Source organism: Dactylosporangium sp. NPDC051485, assembly GCF_040682015.1.
Lineage (GTDB): Bacteria > Actinomycetota > Actinomycetes > Mycobacteriales > Micromonosporaceae > Dactylosporangium.
The window spans coordinates 1-21,667 of sequence record NZ_JBFAZW010000148.1 but is presented as its reverse complement, the minus strand read 5'-3'; the positions used below and the strand labels follow the sequence as shown (position 1 = coordinate 21,667).

20 protein-coding genes and 1 pseudogene are annotated in these 21,667 nt (G+C 73.5%); 9 read left to right on the top strand and 12 right to left on the bottom strand.

Annotated features, from left to right (window positions below; translation table 11 throughout):
* A partial coding sequence (locus tag AB0M46_RS46470; RefSeq protein WP_363347194.1) for an ABC transporter permease occupies positions 1-1,229 on the bottom strand: 1,229 nt, incomplete at its 3' end.
* A 38-nt stretch (positions 1,230-1,267) separates the two neighbouring features.
* On the opposite strand from AB0M46_RS46470, the gene AB0M46_RS46465 reads away from it, so the two are divergent.
* The 3 genes from AB0M46_RS46465 to AB0M46_RS46455 are packed head-to-tail and all read left to right on the top strand — an operon-like array spanning position 1,268 to position 2,442.
* Positions 1,268-1,633 carry a DUF202 domain-containing protein gene (locus tag AB0M46_RS46465; protein WP_363347200.1) on the top strand — a complete coding sequence of 122 codons (366 nt, stop codon included), beginning with the start codon at positions 1,268-1,270 and terminating at the stop codon, positions 1,631-1,633.
* A complete protein-coding gene (locus tag AB0M46_RS46460) occupies positions 1,630-2,055 on the top strand; it encodes a DUF202 domain-containing protein (RefSeq protein ID WP_363347192.1) in 426 nt (141 codons plus the stop codon). Before AB0M46_RS46465 ends, AB0M46_RS46460 begins: the two co-directional genes overlap by 4 nt.
* 27 nt (positions 2,056-2,082) lie before the next feature.
* Positions 2,083-2,442, top strand: coding sequence for a PLD nuclease N-terminal domain-containing protein (locus tag AB0M46_RS46455; RefSeq protein ID WP_363347190.1), 360 nt, complete (start codon positions 2,083-2,085; stop codon positions 2,440-2,442).
* Between the two features lie 332 nt (positions 2,443-2,774).
* On the opposite strand, the gene AB0M46_RS46450 is transcribed toward AB0M46_RS46455, so the two are convergent.
* The 4 genes from AB0M46_RS46450 to AB0M46_RS46435 all read right to left on the bottom strand — a co-directional run bounded on the left by AB0M46_RS46450 (position 2,775) and on the right by AB0M46_RS46435 (position 5,482).
* Complete coding sequence (locus AB0M46_RS46450) at positions 2,775-3,194, bottom strand: PIN domain nuclease (protein WP_363347188.1); 420 nt, start codon at positions 3,192-3,194, stop codon at positions 2,775-2,777.
* Positions 3,194-3,448 (bottom strand): DUF2191 domain-containing protein, encoded by a 255-nt coding sequence (locus AB0M46_RS46445; RefSeq protein WP_363347186.1) that lies wholly within the window; start codon positions 3,446-3,448, stop codon positions 3,194-3,196. The genes AB0M46_RS46450 and AB0M46_RS46445 overlap by 1 nt, the downstream gene beginning before the upstream one ends.
* A 177-nt stretch (positions 3,449-3,625) precedes the next feature.
* Positions 3,626-4,513 carry a diacylglycerol kinase family protein gene (locus AB0M46_RS46440; protein ID WP_363347184.1) on the bottom strand — a complete coding sequence of 296 codons (888 nt, stop codon included), beginning with the start codon at positions 4,511-4,513 and terminating at the stop codon, positions 3,626-3,628.
* 186 nt (positions 4,514-4,699) lie between these two features.
* A complete protein-coding gene (locus AB0M46_RS46435; protein ID WP_363347182.1) occupies positions 4,700-5,482 on the bottom strand; it encodes a DUF1206 domain-containing protein in 783 nt (260 codons plus the stop codon).
* Positions 5,483-5,518: 36 nt separating this feature from the next.
* Between AB0M46_RS46435 and AB0M46_RS46430 the strand changes: the two genes are divergently transcribed.
* Entirely contained in the window at positions 5,519-6,241 is a 723-nt protein-coding gene (locus tag AB0M46_RS46430) for a phosphatase PAP2 family protein (RefSeq protein WP_363347180.1), read from the top strand.
* Positions 6,242-6,567: 326 nt separating this feature from the next.
* Entirely contained in the window at positions 6,568-7,248 is a 681-nt protein-coding gene (locus AB0M46_RS46425) for a phosphonatase-like hydrolase (protein ID WP_363347178.1), read from the top strand.
* A 102-nt stretch (positions 7,249-7,350) separates the two neighbouring features.
* Here AB0M46_RS46425 and AB0M46_RS46420 read toward each other — a convergent pair whose 3' ends face one another.
* The 4 genes from AB0M46_RS46420 to AB0M46_RS46405 all read right to left on the bottom strand — a co-directional run bounded on the left by AB0M46_RS46420 (position 7,351) and on the right by AB0M46_RS46405 (position 13,587).
* Complete coding sequence (locus AB0M46_RS46420) at positions 7,351-8,970, bottom strand: acetolactate synthase (RefSeq protein WP_363347176.1); 1,620 nt, start codon at positions 8,968-8,970, stop codon at positions 7,351-7,353.
* A 311-nt stretch (positions 8,971-9,281) separates the two neighbouring features.
* The gene (locus AB0M46_RS46415) at positions 9,282-11,249 is read right to left on the bottom strand and encodes an Hsp70 family protein (protein WP_363347174.1); all 1,968 of its coding nucleotides are present in this window, start codon (positions 11,247-11,249) and stop codon (positions 9,282-9,284) included.
* Positions 11,250-11,273: 24 nt separating this feature from the next.
* The gene (locus AB0M46_RS46410) at positions 11,274-13,106 is read right to left on the bottom strand and encodes an Hsp70 family protein (RefSeq protein WP_363347171.1); all 1,833 of its coding nucleotides are present in this window, start codon (positions 13,104-13,106) and stop codon (positions 11,274-11,276) included.
* Between the two features lie 10 nt (positions 13,107-13,116).
* Entirely contained in the window at positions 13,117-13,587 is a 471-nt protein-coding gene (locus AB0M46_RS46405) for a DUF6232 family protein (protein WP_363347169.1), read from the bottom strand.
* A gap of 83 nt (positions 13,588-13,670) precedes the next feature.
* On the opposite strand from AB0M46_RS46405, the gene AB0M46_RS46400 reads away from it, so the two are divergent.
* Positions 13,671-14,444, top strand: a complete 774-nt coding sequence (locus tag AB0M46_RS46400; protein ID WP_363347198.1) for an enoyl-CoA hydratase-related protein — start codon at positions 13,671-13,673, stop codon at positions 14,442-14,444.
* 66 nt (positions 14,445-14,510) lie between these two features.
* Here the strand turns inward: AB0M46_RS46400 and AB0M46_RS46395 are convergent, their stop codons facing one another.
* Positions 14,511-15,329, bottom strand: coding sequence for an ABC transporter ATP-binding protein (locus AB0M46_RS46395; RefSeq protein ID WP_363347196.1), 819 nt, complete (start codon positions 15,327-15,329; stop codon positions 14,511-14,513).
* A gap of 44 nt (positions 15,330-15,373) precedes the next feature.
* Here AB0M46_RS46395 and AB0M46_RS46390 point away from each other — a divergent pair, with 44 nt between their 5' ends.
* On the top strand, positions 15,374-16,345 hold the full coding sequence (locus AB0M46_RS46390; RefSeq protein WP_363347167.1) for an ATP-binding cassette domain-containing protein: 972 nt from the start codon (positions 15,374-15,376) through the stop codon (positions 16,343-16,345).
* The gene (locus AB0M46_RS46385) at positions 16,342-17,334 is read left to right on the top strand and encodes an ABC transporter permease subunit (RefSeq protein ID WP_363347165.1); all 993 of its coding nucleotides are present in this window, start codon (positions 16,342-16,344) and stop codon (positions 17,332-17,334) included. The genes AB0M46_RS46390 and AB0M46_RS46385 overlap by 4 nt, the downstream gene beginning before the upstream one ends.
* A gap of 29 nt (positions 17,335-17,363) precedes the next feature.
* Here AB0M46_RS46385 and AB0M46_RS46380 read toward each other — a convergent pair whose 3' ends face one another.
* Positions 17,364-18,536 carry an ROK family transcriptional regulator gene (locus AB0M46_RS46380; RefSeq protein ID WP_363347163.1) on the bottom strand — a complete coding sequence of 391 codons (1,173 nt, stop codon included), beginning with the start codon at positions 18,534-18,536 and terminating at the stop codon, positions 17,364-17,366.
* A 218-nt stretch (positions 18,537-18,754) separates the two neighbouring features.
* On the opposite strand from AB0M46_RS46380, the gene AB0M46_RS46375 reads away from it, so the two are divergent.
* Positions 18,755-20,206: a glycoside hydrolase family 3 N-terminal domain-containing protein gene (locus AB0M46_RS46375; protein ID WP_363347161.1), complete on the top strand. Its 1,452-nt coding sequence runs from the start codon at positions 18,755-18,757 to the stop codon at positions 20,204-20,206.
* Between the two features lie 225 nt (positions 20,207-20,431).
* On the opposite strand, the pseudogene AB0M46_RS46370 reads toward AB0M46_RS46375, so the two are convergent.
* Positions 20,432-21,667, bottom strand: a pseudogene (locus AB0M46_RS46370) (NAD-glutamate dehydrogenase); the annotation flags it as partial.

Sequence of the window (21,667 nt, the reverse complement as noted above, 5' to 3'; positions counted from 1 at the left end):
CGGTGGCCGGGGACGGCCGCCTCCAGCGGCGCGGCGGACAGGGCGGCCATCGGCGCGACGCGGCTGGCCGTGAGCGCGGGCAGCAGCGCGGCCAGCACGGTGGCCACGGTGCCCGCGACCAGGCCGATCACCACCGTGGACGGGCCGAGCACGAGGCGGTCGATGCGCACCGCGTGGCCGAGCGCGTCGCGGCCGACGAGCAGCGCCCAGCCGACGGCGGCGCTGGCCAGCAGGCCGCCGGCCGAGGCCACCACGCCGACGACCAGGGCCTCGAGCACGACGGAGCCGAACAGCTGACGGCGGGAGGCGCCGACACAGCGCAGCAGCGCCAGCTCGCGCACCCGCTGGGCGACCAGGATGGCGAAGGTGTTGGCGATGACGAAGACGGACACGGCCAGGGCGACCAGGCCGAACGCGAAGAGCACGATCAGGAAGCCGTTGACGTACTTGGCGGCGGCCACGGCATAGGCCTGGCGCAGGGCGGCGCCGTCCAGCACGTGCACGCCGCCGAGGCTCCCGCGCACCCGCGCGGCCAGCTCGGCCTCGCCGACGCCGGGTGCGGCGGTCGCGACGATCTCGGCATACCCGGTGGCGCCGGCGATGCCGCGCATGTCGGCGGGGGTCAGGGCGGCCACCGACAGCCCGGCGAAGCGCTTGTTGGCGCCGAGGTCGAACGTGCCGACCAGGGTCAGGCCGAGCGGCGTGGCGCCGGGGCCGACCACGGAGACCGGGGCGCCCAGGCGGAAGCCGTGCGCCTGCGCGGTGGTGGCGTCGATCGCGATCTCGCCGTCGCGCTCGGGCAGGCGGCCCGAGGACGTGTCGAACATGGACAGGGTCGCGTCCCCGGGGACCGACACGGCCCAGCCGGCCCGGCCGAAGTTGGCGATCAGGCGCCCCTGGGGGTCGAGCATCGACAGGCGCTCGGCCATGCGGCCGTCGGCGTGGGCCACGCCGGGCACGGCGCGCACGTTGTCCAGGTCGCCGAAGCCGAGGCGGCGGGTGGTCTCGGCGAAGCCGGAGGTGCGGTCGCCGAAGGGCATGCGGTCGGGCCCGACCGAGGCGTCCACGTTGCGGGCCGCTCGGGCAAGATCGTCGTAGAACGCGGCCCGCGCGGTGTCGCCATACACGAGGGTGCCGGCAAGGAAGCCGACCCCGATCATGACGGCGACGGCGGTCAGCACAAGTCGTACCTTGTGTGCACGCAGTCCGGCGAGTGTTGTTCTGAGCACGAGGCGACTGTACTGAGGGGGTCTGACAATTCATGTCCATGTGGTCGGCGGTCCGGCTCTGGTTCGATCCCGACGAGGTCCGCTCGGTCGGCAGCACGCCCGACTACCGGTTCTCGCTGGCCAACGAGCGCACGTTCCTGGCATGGCTGCGCACCGCGCTCGCGCTGATCGGCGGCGGCCTCGCGGTCGCCCAGTTCCTGCCGGAGCACCGGCTACGCGCCGCGGTCGCCGTGTCACTGCTCGCGCTCGGTGGCCTGGTCGCGATCCGGGCGGTCGATCACTGGGCCCGCAGCGAGCGCGCGATGCGGCTGGGTGAGGCGCTGCCCCCGTCGCGCTTCCCGGCCATCCTCGCCCTCGTGGTCACCCTCGGCGCGGGCGCGCTGCTGATCGCGACGCTGCTATGAGCCCAGAGCCCAACGCCTCCGAGCCTGGAAAACCCGGCAACGGTACGGCGGGCAGCCCCTCCGGCAGCACCGGCCCCACGCGACCGGGCGACGGCGCGCCGGACAACGGCGACATGGCGCCCGCCCTGTCCCCGCAGCCGCCCCCGGGCGCCCAGCGGGAGCGCACCCAGCTGTCGTGGCGCCGGACCCTTGTCTCGTTCAGCGCGGTGGCCCTGCTGCTGGGGCGCCTGGCCGCGGTACACCTGGATCCCACCACCGCGGCCTTGGCCCTCGCCGCGGTCGCGCTGGTCTGGGCGGCCGCGGTGCGGCTCATCATGCGCCGGGTCCGCAACGTCGCCACCCCGGTCGGGCGATCATTGGCCGGCCTGGTCGGGCTCATTCTGCTGTACTGCGCCATGGCCACCCTGTTGCTGATGCCATGACCCCCTCCACTGAGTCATGATGGCGCCATGGGACGCGCATTTCCCTTCCTGATCGTGCTGGTCGCGACGTTGATCGCACTGATCGACTGCCTGTCCTCAGAGCGTGAGGACATCCGCGGGCTGCCCCGGCCCGTCTGGTTCCTGGTGATCCTGCTGCTGCCGATCGTCGGTCCGGTCGCGTGGTTCTTCGCCGGCCGCCCCGTGTCGCTCGAGCAGCGCGCAGGAGTGGTCGCGGGCGGCCGTAGCCGTCGGCGGGTGACCGCGCCCGACGACGACCCCGACTTCCTCCGCGGCATCGACACCGCCCAGTCCCGCCGCGACGCCGAGTTGCTGCGCCGGTGGGAGGAAGACCTGAAACGCCGCGAGGACGACAACCCGGGCACTTGACGGGCTGACCAGCACCACCACGACCCGGGCAGGCCTTCGCCGGCCCAGGCCGGCCACGAGCACGCGCCGCGCGGGCGCGGGCACAGGTCAGGCAGGCCCCTGGGCGGTCCCAGGCTGGGCGGCCGGGCGAGCGCGGCGCACGCCGCAGGGCCGCGGGCAGGCGCGGGCCACAGGCCAGTGCGCAGGCAACGCCGAGGACGATCAGCACGCACAGAGTGCAGCGCGCCCAGAGTTCAGCACGCACAGACGCCCCAGAGCGGCCCCGGAACGGGGCAAGCCGCCCTCAGACCGGGCCGGGCGGGGCGCGCTCAGAACGGCAGAGCCTCCCCTGGTCAGAGTGAGCCCTTGGGCGCCACCCATTCAACGGGTTGACCGGTGATGGCGGCGATGCGGTCGTAGTCGGCGTCGTAGTGGAGCACGGTCGCACCGTGCAGTTCAGCGGTGGCCGCGATGATGAGGTCGGGCAGGCGGAAGTGGCGGTGCTGGCTGGTTGTCGCGAGCGCCCGATGCGTGTCAAGCGCTCGCGTCATTGCCTGTGCGGTTACGTCGATCCAGCGATGCCCATGTAGTGCTGCCCACAGCATCTCGTAGCTCTTCGGATCCGGTGCGTTGTTGAGGTATTCGAGGGAGGTCATCTGGCAGGCGGCCAGTCGTCCTTCCGTAAGCAGTGTCTCGAACCGGCTGCGTACCCGTGGATGTTGTCCTTGCAGCACATACACCGAGGTGTCTGCCAGATAGATCGGGCCAGGCATCAGGCCGCATCGGCCTCTCGTGCGTCTTCGGCGAGTCGGGACAGGTCACGTCCACCGCCGTAGCCCCATGCGTGATGGGAGTCGCCGAAGTCAATCTGCACGCTGTCGAACGCCGCAACGATCTCGGCGGCCTTGCGGCGTATCGCAAAGGCGTGGAGAGCCGCATTGATGGTCGCGACCTTGCTGTCCGTGCCGAGCTCTACGCGGGCTGCGTCCAGCCACTCATCGTTGACGTCGACCGTGATGCGTGTCATGGGAACACCGTAGCACCAGATCGTACGGAGTTGAGACACCAAGATCACTTAATGTCGCTCACCAACTTCCGCATCGACTGAGTGCTGCCTTCCACCAGACTGGGCCGCCCGGAGCCACATCAGCCCAGCCTGCTGACCGCGCCGGCAAGGCGAGGGGCAGGGTCGAGCCGGGCGCGGTCAGGACGGCGGCACGCAGACCGTGAGCGCGCCCGGGCGCACGCGGGCCGAGAGGCGACGGCCGGGCGCGATGACGTCGCCGTCGATTTCGCGCGGCTCCTCGCGGGTCGCGTGGATCTCCACCGCGCGGGCGCGGAAGGTCTCCAGGCCCGGTGCGGCCCGGCGGGCCAGCAGTACGCCGCCGGCAAGGCGCGCCCAGTCCGCCACGTGGGCCGGGGTGAGGACCGCGACGTCGAGCTCGCCGTCGTCCAGCTGGGCGTCGGGGAACAGGCGGATGCCGCCCTGCAGGCGGCCCACGTTCGCCACCAGCACCGCGGCCGCGCGGCGGTGCAGCCAGCGGCCGCCGTCCAGCCGTATCCGCACCGACATCCGCCGGCGGGTGAGATTGCGCAGGCCGGACGCAACGTAGGCGGCCCAGCCGAAGCGGCGCTTGGCGTCGTCCGGCGTCTCGCCGACCATTGCCGCGTCGAAGCCCATGCCAGCCATCACGGTGAACGCGCCCGCGCCCTCGACCTCCCCGACGTCGATGCGCCGGCGCTCCCCCGCGACGGCGACGGCGACCGCCTCCGCGACGTCGCGCGGGATGCCGAGGTTGGTGGCGAGCAGGTTGCCGGTGCCGGAGGGGATGAGTGCCACGGCCACATCGCTGCCGGCCAGCTCGCCGGCGACCGCCATGACGGTGCCGTCGCCGCCGTAGACGAGGACCACCTCCACGCCGGCCTCCGCGGCCGCGCGGGCCATGCCGCAGCCGGGGTCCTCGGGCGTGGTCTCCAGCCACAGCGGCTCCGGCCAGCCGGCCGCGGCCAGCGCGTCGCGCAGCTCGCGGCGCCGCTCCTCGATGTCCGTGGCCTTGGAGGGATTGATGACCACCGCGGATTTGACGCTCACGCGGCCACCTCGCAAGGGCCGGCCCGTCGCGCCGCGCGGCGACCGGCAGCCGTCTCCCGTCCACCGCGCGGACGCGCACCACAGACGAAGCTCACGGTCCAAACCTCCACTGTCGGGGACGGCACCGCCAAGCGCCGCGCCGCCGAGGACGGCAGCCCACAGACCTGCGGCGCACAGCCTCGGGGGTCACGTGCCGACCTTGCGGTAGCGGGCCTGGAAGCAGCAGTAGACGCCGAACGCGGCCACCCCGGCCGCGACCGCCACCAGCAGGAACTTGCCGTACGGCTGCCCGGCCAGCGTGTGCAGCGCCGCGTCCAGCCCCCGGGACTTCCCGGGATCGTTGGTGACGGCCGCGTCGATCAGCAGGTACCCGACGATGCCGAACGCGACGCCCTTGGCGACGTAGCCGATCCGACCGGCGTGGATCGCGACCGTGCGGTGGCGCGGGGCGGCGATCGTGAGCTTGCGGGCGAACTTGCGCTTCCAGCCGTACCAGGCCATCCCCAGGCCGAAGGCGAGGACGGCCAGACCGAGGAGGCCGACCAGCCACTCCCCCGCCGCGCGGGCCATCAGCCCGGCGGTGACCTGCTGCTGTTGCTGCGCGCTGGAGGACGGCGCGCCGAGCACCACCCTGCCCGCGGTCCACGCGAGGACGCCGTAGATCACCACGCGGGCGGCCGAGGAGATCCGCTCGAGGATTCGTTCGCGTCCGTGCGACTCGCGGTGGCCCCAGGCGACCAGGATCGCCTGCCACACGGCGAGGGCGACCAGGCACACGATGACAAACCACAGCAGGAACTCACCAAAGGGTTGCTCAGCCAGCTTCCGGAATGCCCCGGACTGGTCGCCCTCTTCGTCGGCCCGGCCGAACGCGATCTGCGCGGCCACCCAGGCCAGGGCCAGGTGCAACAGCCCGTACCCGATGAAGCCGACCCGCGTCAGCGCCTTCAGCAGATCGTTGTTCGTCACGTTCTGGCATTCCCCCGATTGGGCATGATGGCAAACGTGAGGAGCGACAAGGCGGCCATTTGGCGCATGGCGGGGTTCGGCGTGGCGGCCTTGTTGTTCAGCGTGCTGGTGATCGCCGTGCGGGCTCGGTGGGTGCCCCTGGAGTCGCTCGACCGCGGCGTCGCCGACGGGCTCAACGCGCTGGTCGCACCGCACCGGCCGCTGGTCACGCTCATGGGCGGGATCAGCCGGCTGGGCAGCTTCGGCGTCCTGGCCTGGCTGGTCGCCATCGCCGCGATCCTGCTGCTGGTCCGCCGCCGGCTGCGGCTCGCCGGCTTCCTGGTCGCCACCACCCTCGGCGGCCTCGTGCTCGACCCGACGCTCAAGCTCGCCGTCGGCCGGCTGCGCCCGGTCGTCGAGCGGCCCGTCGCGCACGGGGGCGGCAACAGCTTCCCGAGCGGCCACGCGCTCAACTCGTTCATCTGCTACGCCGTGCTGCTGGTGGTGTTCCTACCGGCGCTGCCCGCCCGGTGGCGCCGCCCGGCGTTGCTAGCCGGCGGCGTCGTGGTCCTGCTGATCGGCTTCAGCCGGCTCGCGCTGGGCGTGCACTTCCTCTCCGACGTGACGTCACCGAGCCCGCGACCGCGCGTCCGGCACCGGCGGCCGCACAACCGGCCCGGGCGACCCCATGAGGCGAGCATCGGCTCGGACAACGTGTCGCTGCGCCCCCTGGACCCACGACTCGGAGCTCATCTGCGCGGTCGCCGACCCGACCGGTGACTACGCGCGGTCGCTGCGCCGGTGGCTGACCCGAGAGCACCTACACATCGACGTTCATGAAGATAATCGGGACGCATTCATCGATGCGTTCGCGCGCCGCGCCGCCGGGCTGCTGGCGTGGCGCGACGGCGGAAGGCAAGGCCCGCGGCCACCCGGGCGTCTGCTGCGGCACCGCGGGTCACGCCTGGACTCGCCGGTGGTCGGGCGGGCTCTACCGTCCGATCCACGACCCGGATGAGCGCCCGCCCGCGCTGCGGTGAGCGGGTGCCTTCTGACGGTTTTGTGCCGTTCACCATCCGGTCTCCTGGCCGTGCTCCCATCGCGGGATGACCGCGTGGCAACTGGCCTGCATTGACATGGCAGGCACTACGGTGCGTGATGACGGCCTGGTCGAGCAGGCCTTCACGGTGGCGTTCGCCGGCGAGGGCGTCGCACCGGGCACCCCGCAGCACGAGCGCATGCTGGCCGTCGTGCGCAAGACGATGGGGCAGAGCCGGATCGAGGTGTTCCGGCTGCTGCTGGACGGCGACGAGGCGCGCGCCCAGGCCGCCAACGAGACGTTCGAGGAGGCCTACGGGCTGCTCGTCGACGAGGGCGCGGTGCTGCCGATCCCCGGCGCCATCGAGGCCATCAAGGCGCTGCGTGCCAACGGGATCAAGGTGGCCCTGACGACCGGCTTCGCGCGCGCCACCCAGGAGGCGATCATCGACGCCCTCGGCTGGTGGGGCCAGGTCGATCTGGTGCTCTCGCCGGCCGACGCCGGGCGCGGGCGCCCGTTCCCGGACTTCATGCTCGTCTCGGCGCTGAAGCTGGGGGTCGAGGACGTGCGCCGCATGCTCGTCGTCGGCGACACGCCGCTGGACCTCATCGCCGGCCAGCGCGCGGGCGCGGGCCTGCTCGTCGGCGTCCTCACCGGCGCGGGCGACCGCCAGGCGCTGCAGGCCGTGGGCGCGAACGAGGTCATCGGCTCCATCGGCGAACTGCCCCGCCTGCTGGGCCTCGAGTAGGACACCCGGCCTGGAGCAGAACAGGCCGAAGCGCACGAACAGCACCACGACCCACGAGGTACCACCGCCAGACCACCCACAAGGTGGCACAGGCAGTTTCGATCAGGCGAGGTTCGACGAGCGAGGGTAGGCGTCCTCCGGATCGGTGAGCACGTTCACCAGGTACGGCACGCCCGACGCGAACGCGCGCCCCAGCGCCCCCGCCAGGTCCCCCGGCTTCTCCACCGTCTCGCCGGCCCCGCCGAGCGCCTTCACCACGTCGTCGTAGCGCAGCCCCGGCTGCAGGTCCGCGGCCACGTCGTAGCCGTAGATCTGGCGCATCGGGTGCTTCTCCAGCCCCCAGATGCCGTTGTTGCCGACCACGATGACGACCGGCAGCTGCTGGCGGACCAGCGACTCGACGTCCATGAGCGAGAAGCCGGCCGCGCCGTCGCCCATGAGCACGCAGATCTGGCGGTCCGGGTACGTGACCCGCGCCCCCATCGCGTAGCCCATGCCGGTGCCGAGGCAGCCGTACGGGCCCGGGTCGAGCCAGGTGCCAGGGCGGGCGGGCTCGAGGTACTTGCCGGCGTAGGAGACGAAGTCGCCGCCGTCGCCGATGGTCACCGCGTCGTCAGCCAGCACCTTGCGCAGTTCGCCGTAGACCCGGCTGGGCTTGATCGGGTCGGTGTCGGCCTCCAGCGCGTCGACCTCCTTGGCCTTGGCCGCGTTCTCCGCGGCGCGCAGCGTGGCGATCCACTCCTCGTGGTCGGCGACCAGACCGGAGTAGGCCGCGAAGGCGCCCAGGGTCAGCCGCAGGTCGCCCGCGGGGGCGGCGGCCGGGGTCACGTGCCCGGCCTTCTGCGAGGCCGCGTCGGTGACGTGCACGACCTGCGCGCCGCCGAAGTCCCCGAAGCCGAGCCGGAAGTCCAGCGGCGTGCCGACGACCGCGACCACGTCGGCCCCGCCGAAGGCCGGCTTGCGCGCCCGCGCGAACGCGAGGGGGTGGCCGGGCGGCAGCGTGCCGCGCCCCATGCCGTTGGCGAAGACCGGGATGCGCAGCGCCTCGGCGGCCTCGCGCAGTGCGGCGGTGGCGTCGCCGGCCCACACGTCGGAGCCGGCCACGATCACCGGCCGCTGGGCCGCGGCGAGGAGGCTGACGGCGCGGTGCACCTCGTCCGGATCGGGTTCCTCCAGCGGTACCGCGGGAAGAGGCTCCTCCTCGACCTCACCGGTCGAGAACACGACCTCGAGCGGGAGGTCGACGAAGACCGGCCCCCGGTGCGGGGTGAGGGCGGTCAGGGCGGCGGCCCGCATCCGCGCGTAGACCTCGTCGGTGGCGAAGATCGTCTCGGCGTGCTTGGTGACGGCGCGCACGATCGGCAGGTGGTCCATCTCCTGCAGGCTGCCGGAGCCCCAGCGGAACTGCGGCGCGCGGCCGCCGAGCACGACCACCGGCGCGCCGTTGAACATCGCGCTGGTCAGGCCGGACACGCCGTTGGTGACGCCGGGCCCGGCGGTGAGCACGGCCAGCCCGGGGCGGCGCTGCAGCTTGGCCACCGCCTCCGCGGCGAACACGGCGGACTGCTCGTGCCGCACGTCGACGATGCGCACGCCGGCCCGCTTGGCCGCGTCGTACAGCGGGAAGACGTGCCCTCCGGACAGGGTGAACATCTCCTCGACCCCGAAGCCGCGCAGCGCCGCGAGCGCCAGGTCGCCACCGTGCCCGTCGATCGTCGTCATGTGCGAATCCTACTCACATTCATGGGTTGCCGGAGCCGAGCATTCACGGGTCGCCGCGGCCGAGCGCCCGAGAATCGCCCCCGGCCAAGCGCTCAGAGGCCGCCGCAGCCGAACCCGCGCGGGGGCGCCACAGCCGAACGCCCGCGGGTCGCCGCGGCCGGGCGCGGTCGCGAGGTGCCGCGGCCAGGCGCGGTCGCGAGGTACCGCGGCCGGGCTGTCGCGGGTCGCCGCGGCCAGGCGCGGTCCCGCGGTGCTACGGCCGGGCGCGGTCACGGGGCGCTGCAGCCGGGCGCGGGCGCGGAGCCGAGCTCTCACGGGTTGTCGGAGCCCAGCCAGCCCGCCACCGGCTGTGGCCAGCGGTCGGTGGTCAGGTAGTACGAGACGTACCCGGCCACCAGCGGCGTCGCCACCAGCAGCACCAGGACGAACAGCGTGAGCAGTGCCCGGGCGGCGGGGCTGCGGCGCGGGCGCCCGCCCTCGTACGCCTTGGCCGGCGGCGCGGAAACCCGCTGCTGAGGCGGCCGAGACGGGGGCGGCGGCGCGGCGTCCGCGCGGAAGGGCTTGCCGTACTCGTCGTACCGCGTCGACGGCTCCGGCACCGACTGGTACACCCGCCCCTGGTTCTGCGGCGGCGGCGCGGACACGGGCGGACCGGAAACCGGCGGTGGCATCGAAACAGGCGGCCGCGAATTCGGCGGCGCCGAAACAGGCGGCGAAGGAACCGGCGGCCGGGAAACCGGCGGCGGGGAACCCAGCGGTGCGGGAACAGTCGGAGCCGACGAAACCGGCGTCGGCCTGAACGGAGGCGGCGTGTACGGGGGCGCGGAAACCGGCGGCGTCGAAACCGGCGAGGCCGGAGGCGGTGCCGAGACAGGGGTCGAAGAGGCCGGGGCGTCGGGCCACAGTGGACTGTCCACCGGCGGCGCGGACACGGGCGCGCCGAACCCGCCCGACGGCGGCATCGAGAACCCGACGGCCGGCGAAACCGGCGAGGCGGGAGCCGCCGACGAGGCGGGCGACGCGAACGCGGAAGGCGCGGGCGGAGGCGCGAACGCGGAAGGCGACGCAGAAGGCGCGAACGCGGAAGACGCGGAGGCGGGAGGCGCCGAGGCGGGCGACGACGACTGCCACAGCAGCCCCGGAATCTGCGGCAGCACCCCGGTCGCCGGCCCGGGCGCCGGTTCCGCGCCCGTCAGCGTCACCGTCGACCCGGCCAGCATGCTGCCCTCGGCGACGACCAGCTCCGGCTGCTCGATGGCCACCGGCGCCCGCTTCAGCTCGCGGTGCAGCAGCGTCGCCACCAGCGGCATCCGGCTGGAGCCGCCGACCAGGAACACGCCCGCCACCGCGTCCTCGGGCAGCTGCGCCCAGCGCATTACGCCCTCGGTCACCCGCACCGTCTGGCGCAGCATCGGCAGGGCGAGGCCCTCGAGTTCTTCCCGCGTCAGGTGTACGTCCACATTGAGCAGCGGAACCGTCAGGTCCGAGGCCGGCTGGCGGGACAACCGCTCCTTCGCCACCTTCGCGTCGTCCCACAGCAGGCGGCGGTGCCGGCGGTCCTCGACGGTCTGGGGGCTCATCAGCCGCGCCCACTCCTGCGGGGCCCGCGGCTCGCACAGGGTGCCGATGTGCTTGACGATCGCGTTGTCCACGTCGACGCCGCCGATGTCGTCGCGCCCGTCGACGGCGAGCGCCTCGAAGCCGTCCGCGGTGCGCGCGACCACGCTGGCGTCGAACGTGCCCGCGCCGAAGTCGTACACCACCACGACCGAGCCGACCCGCACGTCGTGGCCGAGGACCTGGGTGAAGTACGCGGCGGCGGCCACCGGCTCGGGCACCAGCCGCACCCGGCCCAGCCCGGCCGCGGCGGCGGCGTCGGCGACCGACAGGCGCCGGGTGGCGCCCCAGGACGCCGGGACGGTCACCGTCACCTCGGGCACCACGTCGGCGCCGACGGTGCGCGCGAACTCGTCGCGCACCCGGCGCAGCACCGCGGCCACGAGGTCGTTGACCGGCACTTCCCGGTCGCCGAGCAGCACCGTGCCGTCGTCGATGCGCCGCTTCGGGTTGGGCTCGAAGCGTGCGGGCTCCAGCCGCGCGCTGTGCACGGCGTCGCGGCCGACGATGATTGCGCCCCCGGGCTCGGCGTACACCGCGGAGGGCAGCAGCGGCGAGCCGTCGAAGATGAGGGGCCGGGACCGCCCGTCGGGCCAGCGCACCACCGCGACGGTGTTCGAGGTGCCGAAGTCGACCCCGAGCCGGACCCCTGGCATAGGCATGCCCCGAAGTCTAAGGGGAGGCGCCTAGCCCGCGGCGTTCTGCGGAGGCATCTTCGGCCGGGGCGGGCGGCGCAGCCAGCGGTGCGACGGCGGCAGCAGCAGCCCGGCCGTGGACGCGGCGAAGACCACGCCCGGGATCAGCGTCCAGTAGCCGCCGCCCTCGGTGGTCAGCGCGAGGTTGCAGGCCGTCACGATCACGCAGAGCGCCAGGGGGTACCACCGGTGCCCGCCCGCCGGCCGCCTCGCCCGGCCGGCGCCGTGCAGCAGCAGCGTGGCCAGCACCGCGCAGATGCCGGCCCACTGCAGGCTGTCGGTGGTGAACTGGTCCTTGTCGAGGTCCGGTGACGGGTTGTCGACCAGCTGGACGCCCCCGCCGGCGAGCAGCAGGAGGGCGGTGAGGAGGTAGAGCAGCACGCCGTACGTCGTCATGAACCCGGCCGGCCACCGGATCGACCACGGCGCGCGCGGCCGCGGCTGCATCGGCGGCGGGAGGTACACGACCTGGGGAGGCGGCATGTAGATCACCTGCGGCGGCGGGTACACCACGCGCGGGGGCACGAAGGGCGGCGAAACGGGCGGCCGGTGCCGTACCGGAGGGCTGACGGGGGTGGGGCTGATCGGGGCATTGACCGCAGGACCGGGCGAGACCGGCGGACCCGGCGCGGACGGCACGGGAGCGGCCGGCAGCGCCAAGGCGCCCAACGCCGGCGGGACCACAGGGCCGGACGGCAACGCGGGCAACACCGGGGCCGCAGGCCGGGCAGGCACAGGCTGAACAGGAATCGGCCGGGCAGGGACGGGGACGCCGTTGCGGGAACGCACCGCCGGGCCGACCAGCACCGCCCCCTCGGCCACCACCAGCTCCGGCTGCTCGATCGTCACCGGCGGCCGCCCGAACTCGCGGTGCAGCTCGGTCGCCACCAGCGGCATCTGCGAGGCCCCGCCGACCAGGAAGATCCCGGCCACCCGCTGCGGGGCGAGCCGCGACAGCCGCAGCGTCTCGCCCAGCACCTGCACCGAGCGCTCGACCAGCGGCCGGGCCGCCGCCTCGAACTCCTCCCGGGTGAGCTGGACGTCGCGGTCCAGCACCGGCACCATCACGGTCGCCGACGCGGCGCGCGACAGCCGCTCCTTGGCCTCGCGGGCCTCCTCGCGCAGCCGCCGGGCGGCCCGCGGGTCGGCGCTCACCCGGCCCCAGTCCCCGGCCGGCAGGGCGCGGCCGATCAGCCCGACCACCAGTTCGTCGAAGTCCAGTCCGCCGAGGTCGTCGCGGCCGCCGACGGCGAGCACCTCGAAGCCGGCCCGGGTGCGGGCCACCACGCTGCCGTCGAACGTGCCCGCGCCGAGGTCGTACACCACGACCGACGAGCCGACCGGCACCATGTTGCGCAGGACGCGCACGAAGTACGTGGCCGCGGCGACCGGCTCGGGGACCAGCGTCGCCGCGGGCAGCCCGGCCTGGCGCACCGCCTCCTGCAGCGTGTTGCGCCGGGTGGCGGCCCAGCCGGCCGGGTGGGTGACGGTGACCGCGTCGGCGGCGCCGCCCGCGGTGCGGGTGAACTCGGCGAGGACGCGCTGGAACACGGCGGTCACCATCTCGGGCACCGGGACGTCGCGCTCGCCCAGCAGCACCGAGCCGTCGTCGATGCGCCGCTTCGGGTTGGGCTCGAAGCGCTCCGGCGCCCGGCGCGCGCTGTGCACGGCGTCGCGGCCGACAACGAGCCCGTCCTCCTCCAGCGACACGGCCGAGGGCAGCAGCGGGGAGCCGTCGAAGAGCAGGGGGCGGGCGCGCCCGTCCGGCCAGCGGGCCACTGCCACCGTGTGCGACGTGCCGAAGTCGACGCCCAGGGCCACCATGCCGGGCAGTCTAGGCCGACTGTTCGACCGCCCGCTGGAGCGCGCGATAGATCTGTCCGAACTTGGGGGCGTCCGTGGTCGAGTAGATCATCGAGTCCCCGCCGCGGGTGCGCACCCAGATCTCGTGCACGCCCTTGCCGTGGTCGTGGGCCCGGTCGAGCAGGTCCAGCAGGCCCTCGAGGGCGAAGGCGACGATGCCGCCGATGACGACGACCGCGAGGATGCTGCCGGCGATGTACATCGTGCGCTGCTCGCCGCCGAAGTCGATGCGCCGCGCGGCCATCCCGGCGGCCACCAGCAGGCCGAGGACGAGCAGCACCGCGCCGCCGCGGGTGCCGATCATGTAGAGCCCGTGGCGCAGCCGGCCGGTGCGCTGGTGCCAGATGTACGTCAACGTGTCCAGCGGATACCACACGTCATCGATGCGCACGCCGCCGGAGCTGACGTGCACGGCATTGTCGCGGTAATACGTGATCGCCATGACATGTCGACGGTACAGCGCAATACGCTTCGCACGACGACAACGACGTTGAGGAGACAGTGGTGGACGCGGTGAAATCCGAGGTGAGCCGCCTCGTGCGGCTCGAGGTTGACGGCGGCATCGGCACGATCCGGCTCGACCGCCCGCCGATGAACGCGCTGAACATCCAGGTCCAGGAGGAACTGCGGGCCGCCGCGCACGAGGCGACCACGCGCGAGGACGTGCGGGCCGTGGTGATCTACGGCGGGGAGAAGGTGTTCGCCGCCGGCGCCGACATCAAGGAGATGGCCGGCATGGGCTACGCCGCGATGGCCGCCCGCGCGGTCGCGCTCAGCGGGGCGTTCGACGCGGTCGCCCGCATCCCGAAGCCCGTCGTCGCGGCGATCACCGGCTGGGCCCTGGGCGGCGGCTGCGAGCTGGCGCTCACCGCGGACTGGCGGGTCGCCGCCGAGGACGCCACGCTCGGCCAGCCGGAGATCACGCTGGGCATCATCCCGGGCGCGGGCGGCACCCAGCGGCTGGCCCGCCTGCTCGGCCCGGCGCGGGCCAAGGACCTCGTCATGTCGGGGCGGCGCGTGCCCGCCCCGGAGGCGCTCGCGATGGGGCTGGTGGATCGGGTGGTACCGCGGGACGAGGTCTACCGGGCCGCCCTCGAGCTCGTACGGCCCTACGTCAACGGGCCGGCCCAGGCCCTGCGCGCCGCCAAGCAGGCGATCGACGGCGGCCTCGACATGGACCTGGCCTCCGGCCTGGCCTGGGAGAGCCAGCTGTTCGCGGCCCTGTTCGCGACCGAGGACAAGGCCGAGGGCATGGCCGCGTTCGTGGAGAAGCGGGCGCCGAAGTTCGAGGGGCGCTAACCCGACGAGCGCTCCGGGCGCCCCGGCCGGCCGGGGCGCCCCGGGACGTACGAGTGCCGGGTCTTGTCAGGCGCCCTGGGCGTGGAAGCGATCGTCGATCGTCGACAGGCGCAGCGGCGTCCCGAACGTCTCGGACAGGTGCTCGGCGGTGATGGTGTCCCGGAGCAGGCCCTGGGCCACCACGCCGCCGTCGCGCATGAGCATCCCGTGGGTGAAGCCCGGCGGGATCTCCTCCACGTGGTGCGTGACCAGCACCAGCGCGGGCGCGTCCGGGTCGGCGGCCAGGTCGGCGAGGCGGCGCACCAGGTCCTCGCGGGCGCCGAGGTCGAGGCCGGCCGAGGGCTCGTCGAGCAGCAGCAGCTCCGGGTCGGTCATCAGGGCCCGGGCGATCTGCACCCGCTTGCGTTCGCCCTCCGACAGCGTGCCGTAGAGCCGGTCGGCCAGCCCGGCCACGCCGAACTGGTCGAGCAGCGCCATGGCCCGGCCCTCGTCCATCCGGTCGTAGCGCTCGCGGAAGCGCCCGACGACCGCCCAGGACGCGGTGAGCACGATGTCGCGCGCGGTCTCCTCGGCCGGCAGCAGCAGCCCGTTGGACGAGAAGCCGATGCGGGTCTTGAGCTCCGCGATGTTGGTCCGGCCCAGCCGCTCGCCGAGCACGCTGACCGAGCCGCGGGTCGGGTACATCCGCGCGCCGGCCAGGTTGAGCAGCGTCGTCTTGCCGGCGCCGTTCGGGCCGAGGATCACCCAGCGCTCGTCCAGCTCGACCTGCCAGCTCACCGACCGGATCAGGTCGGTGCCGTCGCGGGTGACCGTCGCCTGTTCCACCTCGATGACAAGGTCATCTGACACGGGCCAATCCAACCACGCCGGGGGATATCGACGGATGACGGGGCCCCGCGCGGCGCGGGAAGCCCGTATTGTCCGCGGGGATGACAGCAGCATTGGAAATCTCCGGCCTGGTCAAGATATACCGGAGCGTGTTCGGCCGGCCGCGGGCAGCGATCGACGGGCTGCAGATGGTCGTGGAGCCCGGCCAGATCCACGGGTTCCTCGGCCCGAACGGCTCGGGCAAGTCGACCACGCTCAAGACGCTCCTGGGCCTGCTGCGCGCCGACGAGGGGCACATGTCCATCTTCGGCCAGCCCGTGCCGCGCTATCAGGCGCAGGTGGCCCCGCGGGTCGGCGCGATCGTCGAGGCGCCGGCGTTCTTCGGCAACTTCACGGGGTACAAAACCCTCTCCCTGCTGGCGAAGGCCGGCGGCGTGCCGAAGCAGCGGATCAAGATCGTGCTCGATCAGGTGGGCCTGGCCGACCGGGCGGAGGACCAGGTCCGCTCCTACTCCCTGGGCATGCGCCAGCGCCTCGCGGTGGCCTCGGCCCTGCTCAAGGACCCCGAGCTGCTCATCCTGGACGAGCCGAACAACGGCCTCGACCCGGCCGGCATCCGCGAGATGCGCGACCTGCTGCGCGCCCAGGCCGACCGCGGCATGACCGTGGTGATCTCCAGCCACATCCTCGCCGAGATCCAGCAGATCTGCGACTCGGTCACGATCATCTCCCGCGGCCACACGGTCGCCGCCGGCGCCGTCTCCGACGTGCTCGCCGTGGCCGACAAGGGCGCCTACCGGGTCCGCGTGGACGACCACCAGCGGGCCGCCCAGATCCTCACCGACGCGGGCGCCGACGTCAGCGTCGCCGGCGACCACCTCGTGGTGCACGACCTCGCCGACGCCGCCTGGGTGTCCCACGCCCTGGGCGTCAACGGCCTGTGGGTCCGCGAGCTCGCCCCGGTCGCCCAGCTCGAGGACGCCTTCCTGACCCTGACCGGCGGCGGCCCGCGCCGCGGCGCGTTCCGCCCGGTCGACGACTCCGACTGGTCCGAGGAGGAGCAGCAGGCATGACCCGCTTGTTCGCCGCGGAGTGGGCCCGATTGTTCAGCCGCCGGGTCACCCTGGTCACCCTGATCCTCATCGGCATCCTGCTGCTGTTCCTCACCTTCGGCTTCTCGCTCACCCGCAGCACCCCGACCCCGGCCGAGATCCAGACCGCCCGGGAGAACGCGACCAGCGCCGCCGCCGTCTGGGACCGCAATGTCGAGCACTGCGGCAACGTGCAGTCGGGCCTGGAGACGGCCGGGCGCAACGAGTCCTTCCCGCGGGCCTGCGACTACGGCCCCCGCCCCACCCCCGAGTCGATGCTCGCCTACGGCTTCTCCTTCCACCGCCAATGGCCGTCGCTGTTCTACACCGCCGGCCTCGTGCTGACGGTCGCCGGCTTCGTCGTCGGCGCGTCGTTCGTGGGCGTCGAGTGGAACTCGGGCGGGATGGCCGGCCTGCTGCTGTGGGCCCCGCGCCGCGGGTCCGTCCTGGCCGCCAAGCTGCTGGCCGTGTGCACGGGGTTCGGTCTGATCTCCGTGGCGTACCTCGCCGTCTGGACCGGCGCCTTCATGGCCGTGGCCGCGGGCAACGGCACGGTGAGCCAGATGACGGCGCCGGAGTTCGGCTCGCTGCTGCTCACGGGCGTGCGCGTCGTGCTGCTGGCCCTGGCCGGCACGGCCCTGGGCTTCTCGATCGCCTCCCTGGGCCGGCACACGTCCACGGCCCTGGGCGTCGGCATGGCGTATCTGCTGATCTACGAGCTCGGCGCCCTCGTGCTGTTCAGCGTGGTGCAGACCGCCGACTACTCGCAGAAGTTCCGGCTCTCCAGCTACGTCTCGGCGTGGCTGACAAAGAGCTTCACGTTCGACACCGACGTGAACCCGTCCTGCCGCTGCGTGCCGCCCAAGGGCTTCTCGGGCAGCTGGGAGCAGGGCGGGCTGGTCATCGCCGTCGTCGTCGCCGCCGTGGTGATCTCCGCCTTCGTCTCGATGCGCCGCCGCGACGCCCGCTGAGAACAGCGGGCGGCCGCGGCGTGCACGTTTCACGCCGTGGAGCCGAAGACCTCCTCGCGCACGGCGTCGAGCCCGGTCAGGATGGCCCCGTTGAGCACCGGCTCGGAGGCGACCTCGGTGGGCACCACCCGCGGTGAGACGACCGCGATGGCGGCGACCTCGTGCTGGACCCGCTGGGCCAGGTCGGCCCCGCCCGCCTGCCCGATCTCCCCGGCCAGGACCACCAGCTCCGGGTCGAGGACCAGCCCGACCGACGCCACGCCCAGCGAGATCCGCCGGGCCAGCTCGTCCAGGAAGGGGCTGCCCGCGGTGCCGGCGGCGATGGCGGCGCGGACCGCGTCGGCGGCGCCGTTGGCCTTGAAGCCGTGGGTCTTGGCGATCTGGCGTACGGCGACGGCGTCCACCAGCGCACGGAAGCCGCTCTTCGAGCGGCGGGAGGCGTCGCGGCTCACCTGGGTGCCGGCGACCGGCAGGTAGCCGATCTCGCCGGCCGCTCCGGCGCTGCCACGGTGCAGGCGGCCACCCAGCACGACGGCGGTGCCGACGCCGCGGTCGAGCCAGACGAGCACGAAGTCCTTGGTGCCGATCGCGGCGCCGCTGTGCTGCTCGGCGATGGCGGCCAGGTTGACGTCGTTCTCGAACATGACCGGGCGGTCCAGGTCGTCGTGCAGCGCGGTGAGCAGGCCCCGGTGCCAGCGCGGCAGGTCCCAGGCGAAGGTGATCTCGCCGCTCTTCGGGTCGACGAGGCCCGGCGTGCCCAGCACGATGCGCCGGATGCGGTCGATGGGGGCACCGGCGGCACCGGCGGCCTCCACGACCGCGGCGTGCACGACCTTGACCGGGTCGTCGCCGTCGCCGATCGACACGTCGGTGCGACCCACGATGTTGCCCGTGATGTCGGCGACGCCGGCCACCACGTGGGCCGGGCCGGCGTCGACGCCGACGACGTAGGCGGTGGACGGCACGACCGCGTACATCTGCGCGTTGGGGCCACGCCCGCCGGCCTGCTCGCCGACCCGGGCCACCAGGCCCCGCTCCTCCAGCCGCTCGACCAGCTGCGACGCGGTGACCTTGGAAAGGCCGGTCAGCTCGCCCAGCTGCGCGCGGGTCAGCGGGCCCCGGCTCAGCAGCAACTCGAGGGCGGCCCGGTCGTTGAGGGCCCGCAGCAGGCGGGGCGTGCCGGGCAGTCGGGCGGAACTCATGGTGACAAAGACCCCTAGTATTTAGGAAACTTTCCTATTAGCGTGCCACAAGCAACCTATTGGGAAAGCGTACGGTCGTACTACCCGGTCGGCCTACGCACAACCGGTCAAGAAGCTCTTACGATTGTGGATAGCGCATCAGACGAGTGTGCAGCATCCGGCGCGCGCCGAGTGACGGCCGGATCTCGCAGTACCGTCGGCGCCAGAGGGGGAACATCGTGTCGACCGATCCTGGACTCCGCCGGCTGGCCCTGGGAACACTACTGGGTGCCTTCCGCGGAGAGCAGGCCCCGGTGTGGGCCGTGGACCTGATCGCCGAAGGGATGGCCGGGCACCTGCTCTTCGGGTTCAACATCGTCGAGCGCGCCCAGCTCGCCGCGCTCACGGCGAGCCTGCACGCGGCCCGCGAGGGCGCGCTCATCGCCATCGACGAGGAGGGCGGCGACGTCACGCGCCTGGCCCACCGGCTGGGCAGCCCCTACCCGGGCAACGCCGCGCTGGGCGCGCTCGGGGACCCCGCCGTGACCCGCAGGGTGTACCGCACCATCGGCGCCGAGCTCGACGGCCTGGGGATCAACCTCAACCTCGCCCCGACCGTCGACGTGAACACGGCCGACGACAACCCGATCATCGGCACCCGCAGCTTCGGCTCCGACCCGCTCGCGGTCGCCACCCACACCGCCGCCGCGGTGCTCGGCCTGCAGGGCGCGGGCGTGGCGGCGTGCGCCAAGCACTTCCCGGGCCACGGCGCCACGCTCGCCGACTCCCACCTCGAGCTGCCCACCGTCGACATCGACGCCACCGTGCTGCGCGACCGCGAGCTCCCGCCGTTCGTGGCCGCCATCGAGGCCGGCGCCAAGTCGATCATGACCGCGCACATCCGCGTCCCGTCCCTGACCGGTGACGCCCCCGCCACCTTCAGCCGCGCCGTCCTCGTCGACCTGCTGCGCCGCGACCTCGGCTTCGCCGGCGTAGTCGTCACCGACGCCCTGGAGATGCTCGGCGCGGCCCGCTACGCCGGCAGCATCCCGGCCGGCGCGGTGCTGGCCCTGGCCGCGGGCGCCGACCTGCTGTGCATCGGTGCGGACATCGACGAGCAGATCACGAACGCCTGCGCGGACGAGATCGTGGCCGCGGTACAGGACGGGCGTCTGCCCCTCGCACGCCTCGAAGAGGCCGTGGCCCGCGTCGCCGACCTGTCCGCCTGGACGCGCTCGGGGGCGCGGACCGACCGCGAGGAGCCGGGGCTGGGCTACCCGGCGGCGCTGGGCGCGGTGCGCATCGAGGGCTCCCACGACCGCGCGGCCGCGCCGCTCATCGTGCAGCTGGAGTCCGAGTCGTCGATCGCCGCCGGCCGCGTGCCGTGGGGCCTCGGGCCGCACGTGAACGGCACCGAGCAGGTCCGCGTCGTGGCCGATGCGGCCGACCCGGAGGACCTTCGGACCCAGGCGGGGCAGCGGCCGATCGTGGTCGTGGGGCGCAATGTCCACCGGCTGCCGGGGGCGCGTTCCCTGGTCGAGGCGCTGGCCACCACGCACGCCATCACGGTGGTCGAGATGGGCTGGCCGTCCTCGTGGCGACCGGCGGGTGCCCGCGCGTTCATCACCACCTGGGGGGCGAGCCACGCCAACGGCCGCGCCGCCGCCGAGACGCTGGGCCTCGCCGCGTAAATTTTCGAAGCAGATTGCTCCGGTCCGCGTCACGCACAGACCGTTGCTCCCGACAGACTCACGGTCCGTGGTGGCAAGACCGCAGGGTCGGATACGCCCCGCAGGGTGCATCCGACCCCGCGGCGCGGTCAGGCCGCGCAGGCGCGCACCAACGTGCGGATCCGCCGCAGCAGGCAAAGGGCCGGACCCGCCCGAAGGACAGGTCCGGCCCCGAGACGGACGGCGTCAGGCTGCCGAAGCGCGCACCAGCGTGCGGATCTGCCGCAGCAGCACGGAGATTGCCGCCAGGTCGCCCGGGGACTCCCCGAACTCGCCGATCGCGTTGCGCGTCCGCGCGATCGACGTCGCGTTGCTCTGCTCCCACTCGTGCACCCGGGCCTCGGCCTCCGCGTCGGCCGAGGTGGCGTTGAGGACCTCGGCCGTGAGCGCCGCCAGGGCCGCGTACAGGTCGTAGCGCAGCGCCATGCGGGCCAGCGTCTGCCAGCGGTCCTCGCGCGGCAGGGCCGAGATCCGCGAGAGCAGGTCGTCGACCCGGAAGCGCTCCGAGAGCAGGTAGTACACGGTCGCCACCTCGCTCACGTCGCGGCCCGTGGCCGAGGCCACCTCGACGATGTCGAGCAGGCCGAAGCCGTACATGATGCGGGTCGTGACGTCGGCGATCTCCTCCGGCAGGCCCAGCTCGCGCAGGCCCGCGGTGTTGGCCCGCAGGGCGTCGCGCTCGCGGCCGCGGAAGAGGGTGTCCAGCTGCGGCAGCAGCCGGGAGACGCCGGGGCGCAGGCGCGCGATCTCGCCGGGCACGTCGATCGGGAGGCGGCGGTTGGAGACCAACCAGCGCACCGCCCGGTCGAGCAGGCGGCGCATCTCCAGGTACACCGCCGTCTGCGACTGGGTCGGGATCTTGTTGTCCAGCGACTCCACCGCCCGGCGGAGGTCGCCCAGGCCGTACACCTCGCGGATCACGACCGAGGCGCGCAGCACGTCCGCGGCGCCGGCGCCGGTCTCCTCCGAGGCGCGGTGGAAGAACGACGTGCCGCCGCGGTTGACCGCCTCGTTGACCACGGCGGTGGTGACGATCTCCCGGCGCAGCGGGTGCTCGGCCATCGCCTCGACGAAGCGCTCCCGCAGGGCGGTCGGGAAGTAGTCGACCAGGACCTCGTTGGTCCAGTCCTCGTCCGGCAGGTCGGAGTCGAGGATCTCGCGTTCCAGGACGATCTTGACGTAGGAGAGCAGGACGGCGAACTCGGGCGAGGCGAGGCCGACCCCGGTGGCGGCCCGCTCGTCGAGCTCCTCGTCGGTGGGCAGGCCCTCCAGCGCCCGGTCGAGCTGGCCCCGCCGCTCGAGATCCGCGAGGAGCCGCTTGTGCACGGGCAGCAGCGAGCGGGACTGCGCGCGGGCGTTGCCCAGGGCGGTGGCCTGGTCGTAGTTGTCGCGCAGGACCAGCTCGCCGACCTCGTCGGTCAT

Excerpts from the sequence above, each read along its gene's own strand:
- AB0M46_RS46465 (WP_363347200.1), top strand. The coding sequence starts at position 1,268 with ATGTGGTCGGCGGTCCGGCTCTGGTTCGATCCCGACGAGGTCCGCTCG.
- AB0M46_RS46460 (WP_363347192.1), top strand. The coding sequence starts at position 1,630 with ATGAGCCCAGAGCCCAACGCCTCCGAGCCTGGAAAACCCGGCAACGGT.
- AB0M46_RS46455 (WP_363347190.1), top strand. The coding sequence starts at position 2,083 with ATGGGACGCGCATTTCCCTTCCTGATCGTGCTGGTCGCGACGTTGATC.
- AB0M46_RS46450 (WP_363347188.1), bottom strand. The coding sequence starts at position 3,194 with ATGCCTGGCCCGATCTATCTGGCAGACACCTCGGTGTATGTGCTGCAA.
- AB0M46_RS46445 (WP_363347186.1), bottom strand. The coding sequence starts at position 3,448 with ATGACACGCATCACGGTCGACGTCAACGATGAGTGGCTGGACGCAGCC.
- AB0M46_RS46425 (WP_363347178.1), top strand. The coding sequence starts at position 6,568 with ATGACCGCGTGGCAACTGGCCTGCATTGACATGGCAGGCACTACGGTG.
- AB0M46_RS46420 (WP_363347176.1), bottom strand. The coding sequence starts at position 8,970 with ATGACGACGATCGACGGGCACGGTGGCGACCTGGCGCTCGCGGCGCTG.
- AB0M46_RS46415 (WP_363347174.1), bottom strand. The coding sequence starts at position 11,249 with ATGCCTATGCCAGGGGTCCGGCTCGGGGTCGACTTCGGCACCTCGAAC.
- AB0M46_RS46410 (WP_363347171.1), bottom strand. The coding sequence starts at position 13,106 with ATGGTGGCCCTGGGCGTCGACTTCGGCACGTCGCACACGGTGGCAGTG.
- AB0M46_RS46405 (WP_363347169.1), bottom strand. The coding sequence starts at position 13,587 with ATGGCGATCACGTATTACCGCGACAATGCCGTGCACGTCAGCTCCGGC.
- AB0M46_RS46390 (WP_363347167.1), top strand. The coding sequence starts at position 15,374 with ATGACAGCAGCATTGGAAATCTCCGGCCTGGTCAAGATATACCGGAGC.
- AB0M46_RS46385 (WP_363347165.1), top strand. The coding sequence starts at position 16,342 with ATGACCCGCTTGTTCGCCGCGGAGTGGGCCCGATTGTTCAGCCGCCGG.
- AB0M46_RS46380 (WP_363347163.1), bottom strand. The coding sequence starts at position 18,536 with ATGAGTTCCGCCCGACTGCCCGGCACGCCCCGCCTGCTGCGGGCCCTC.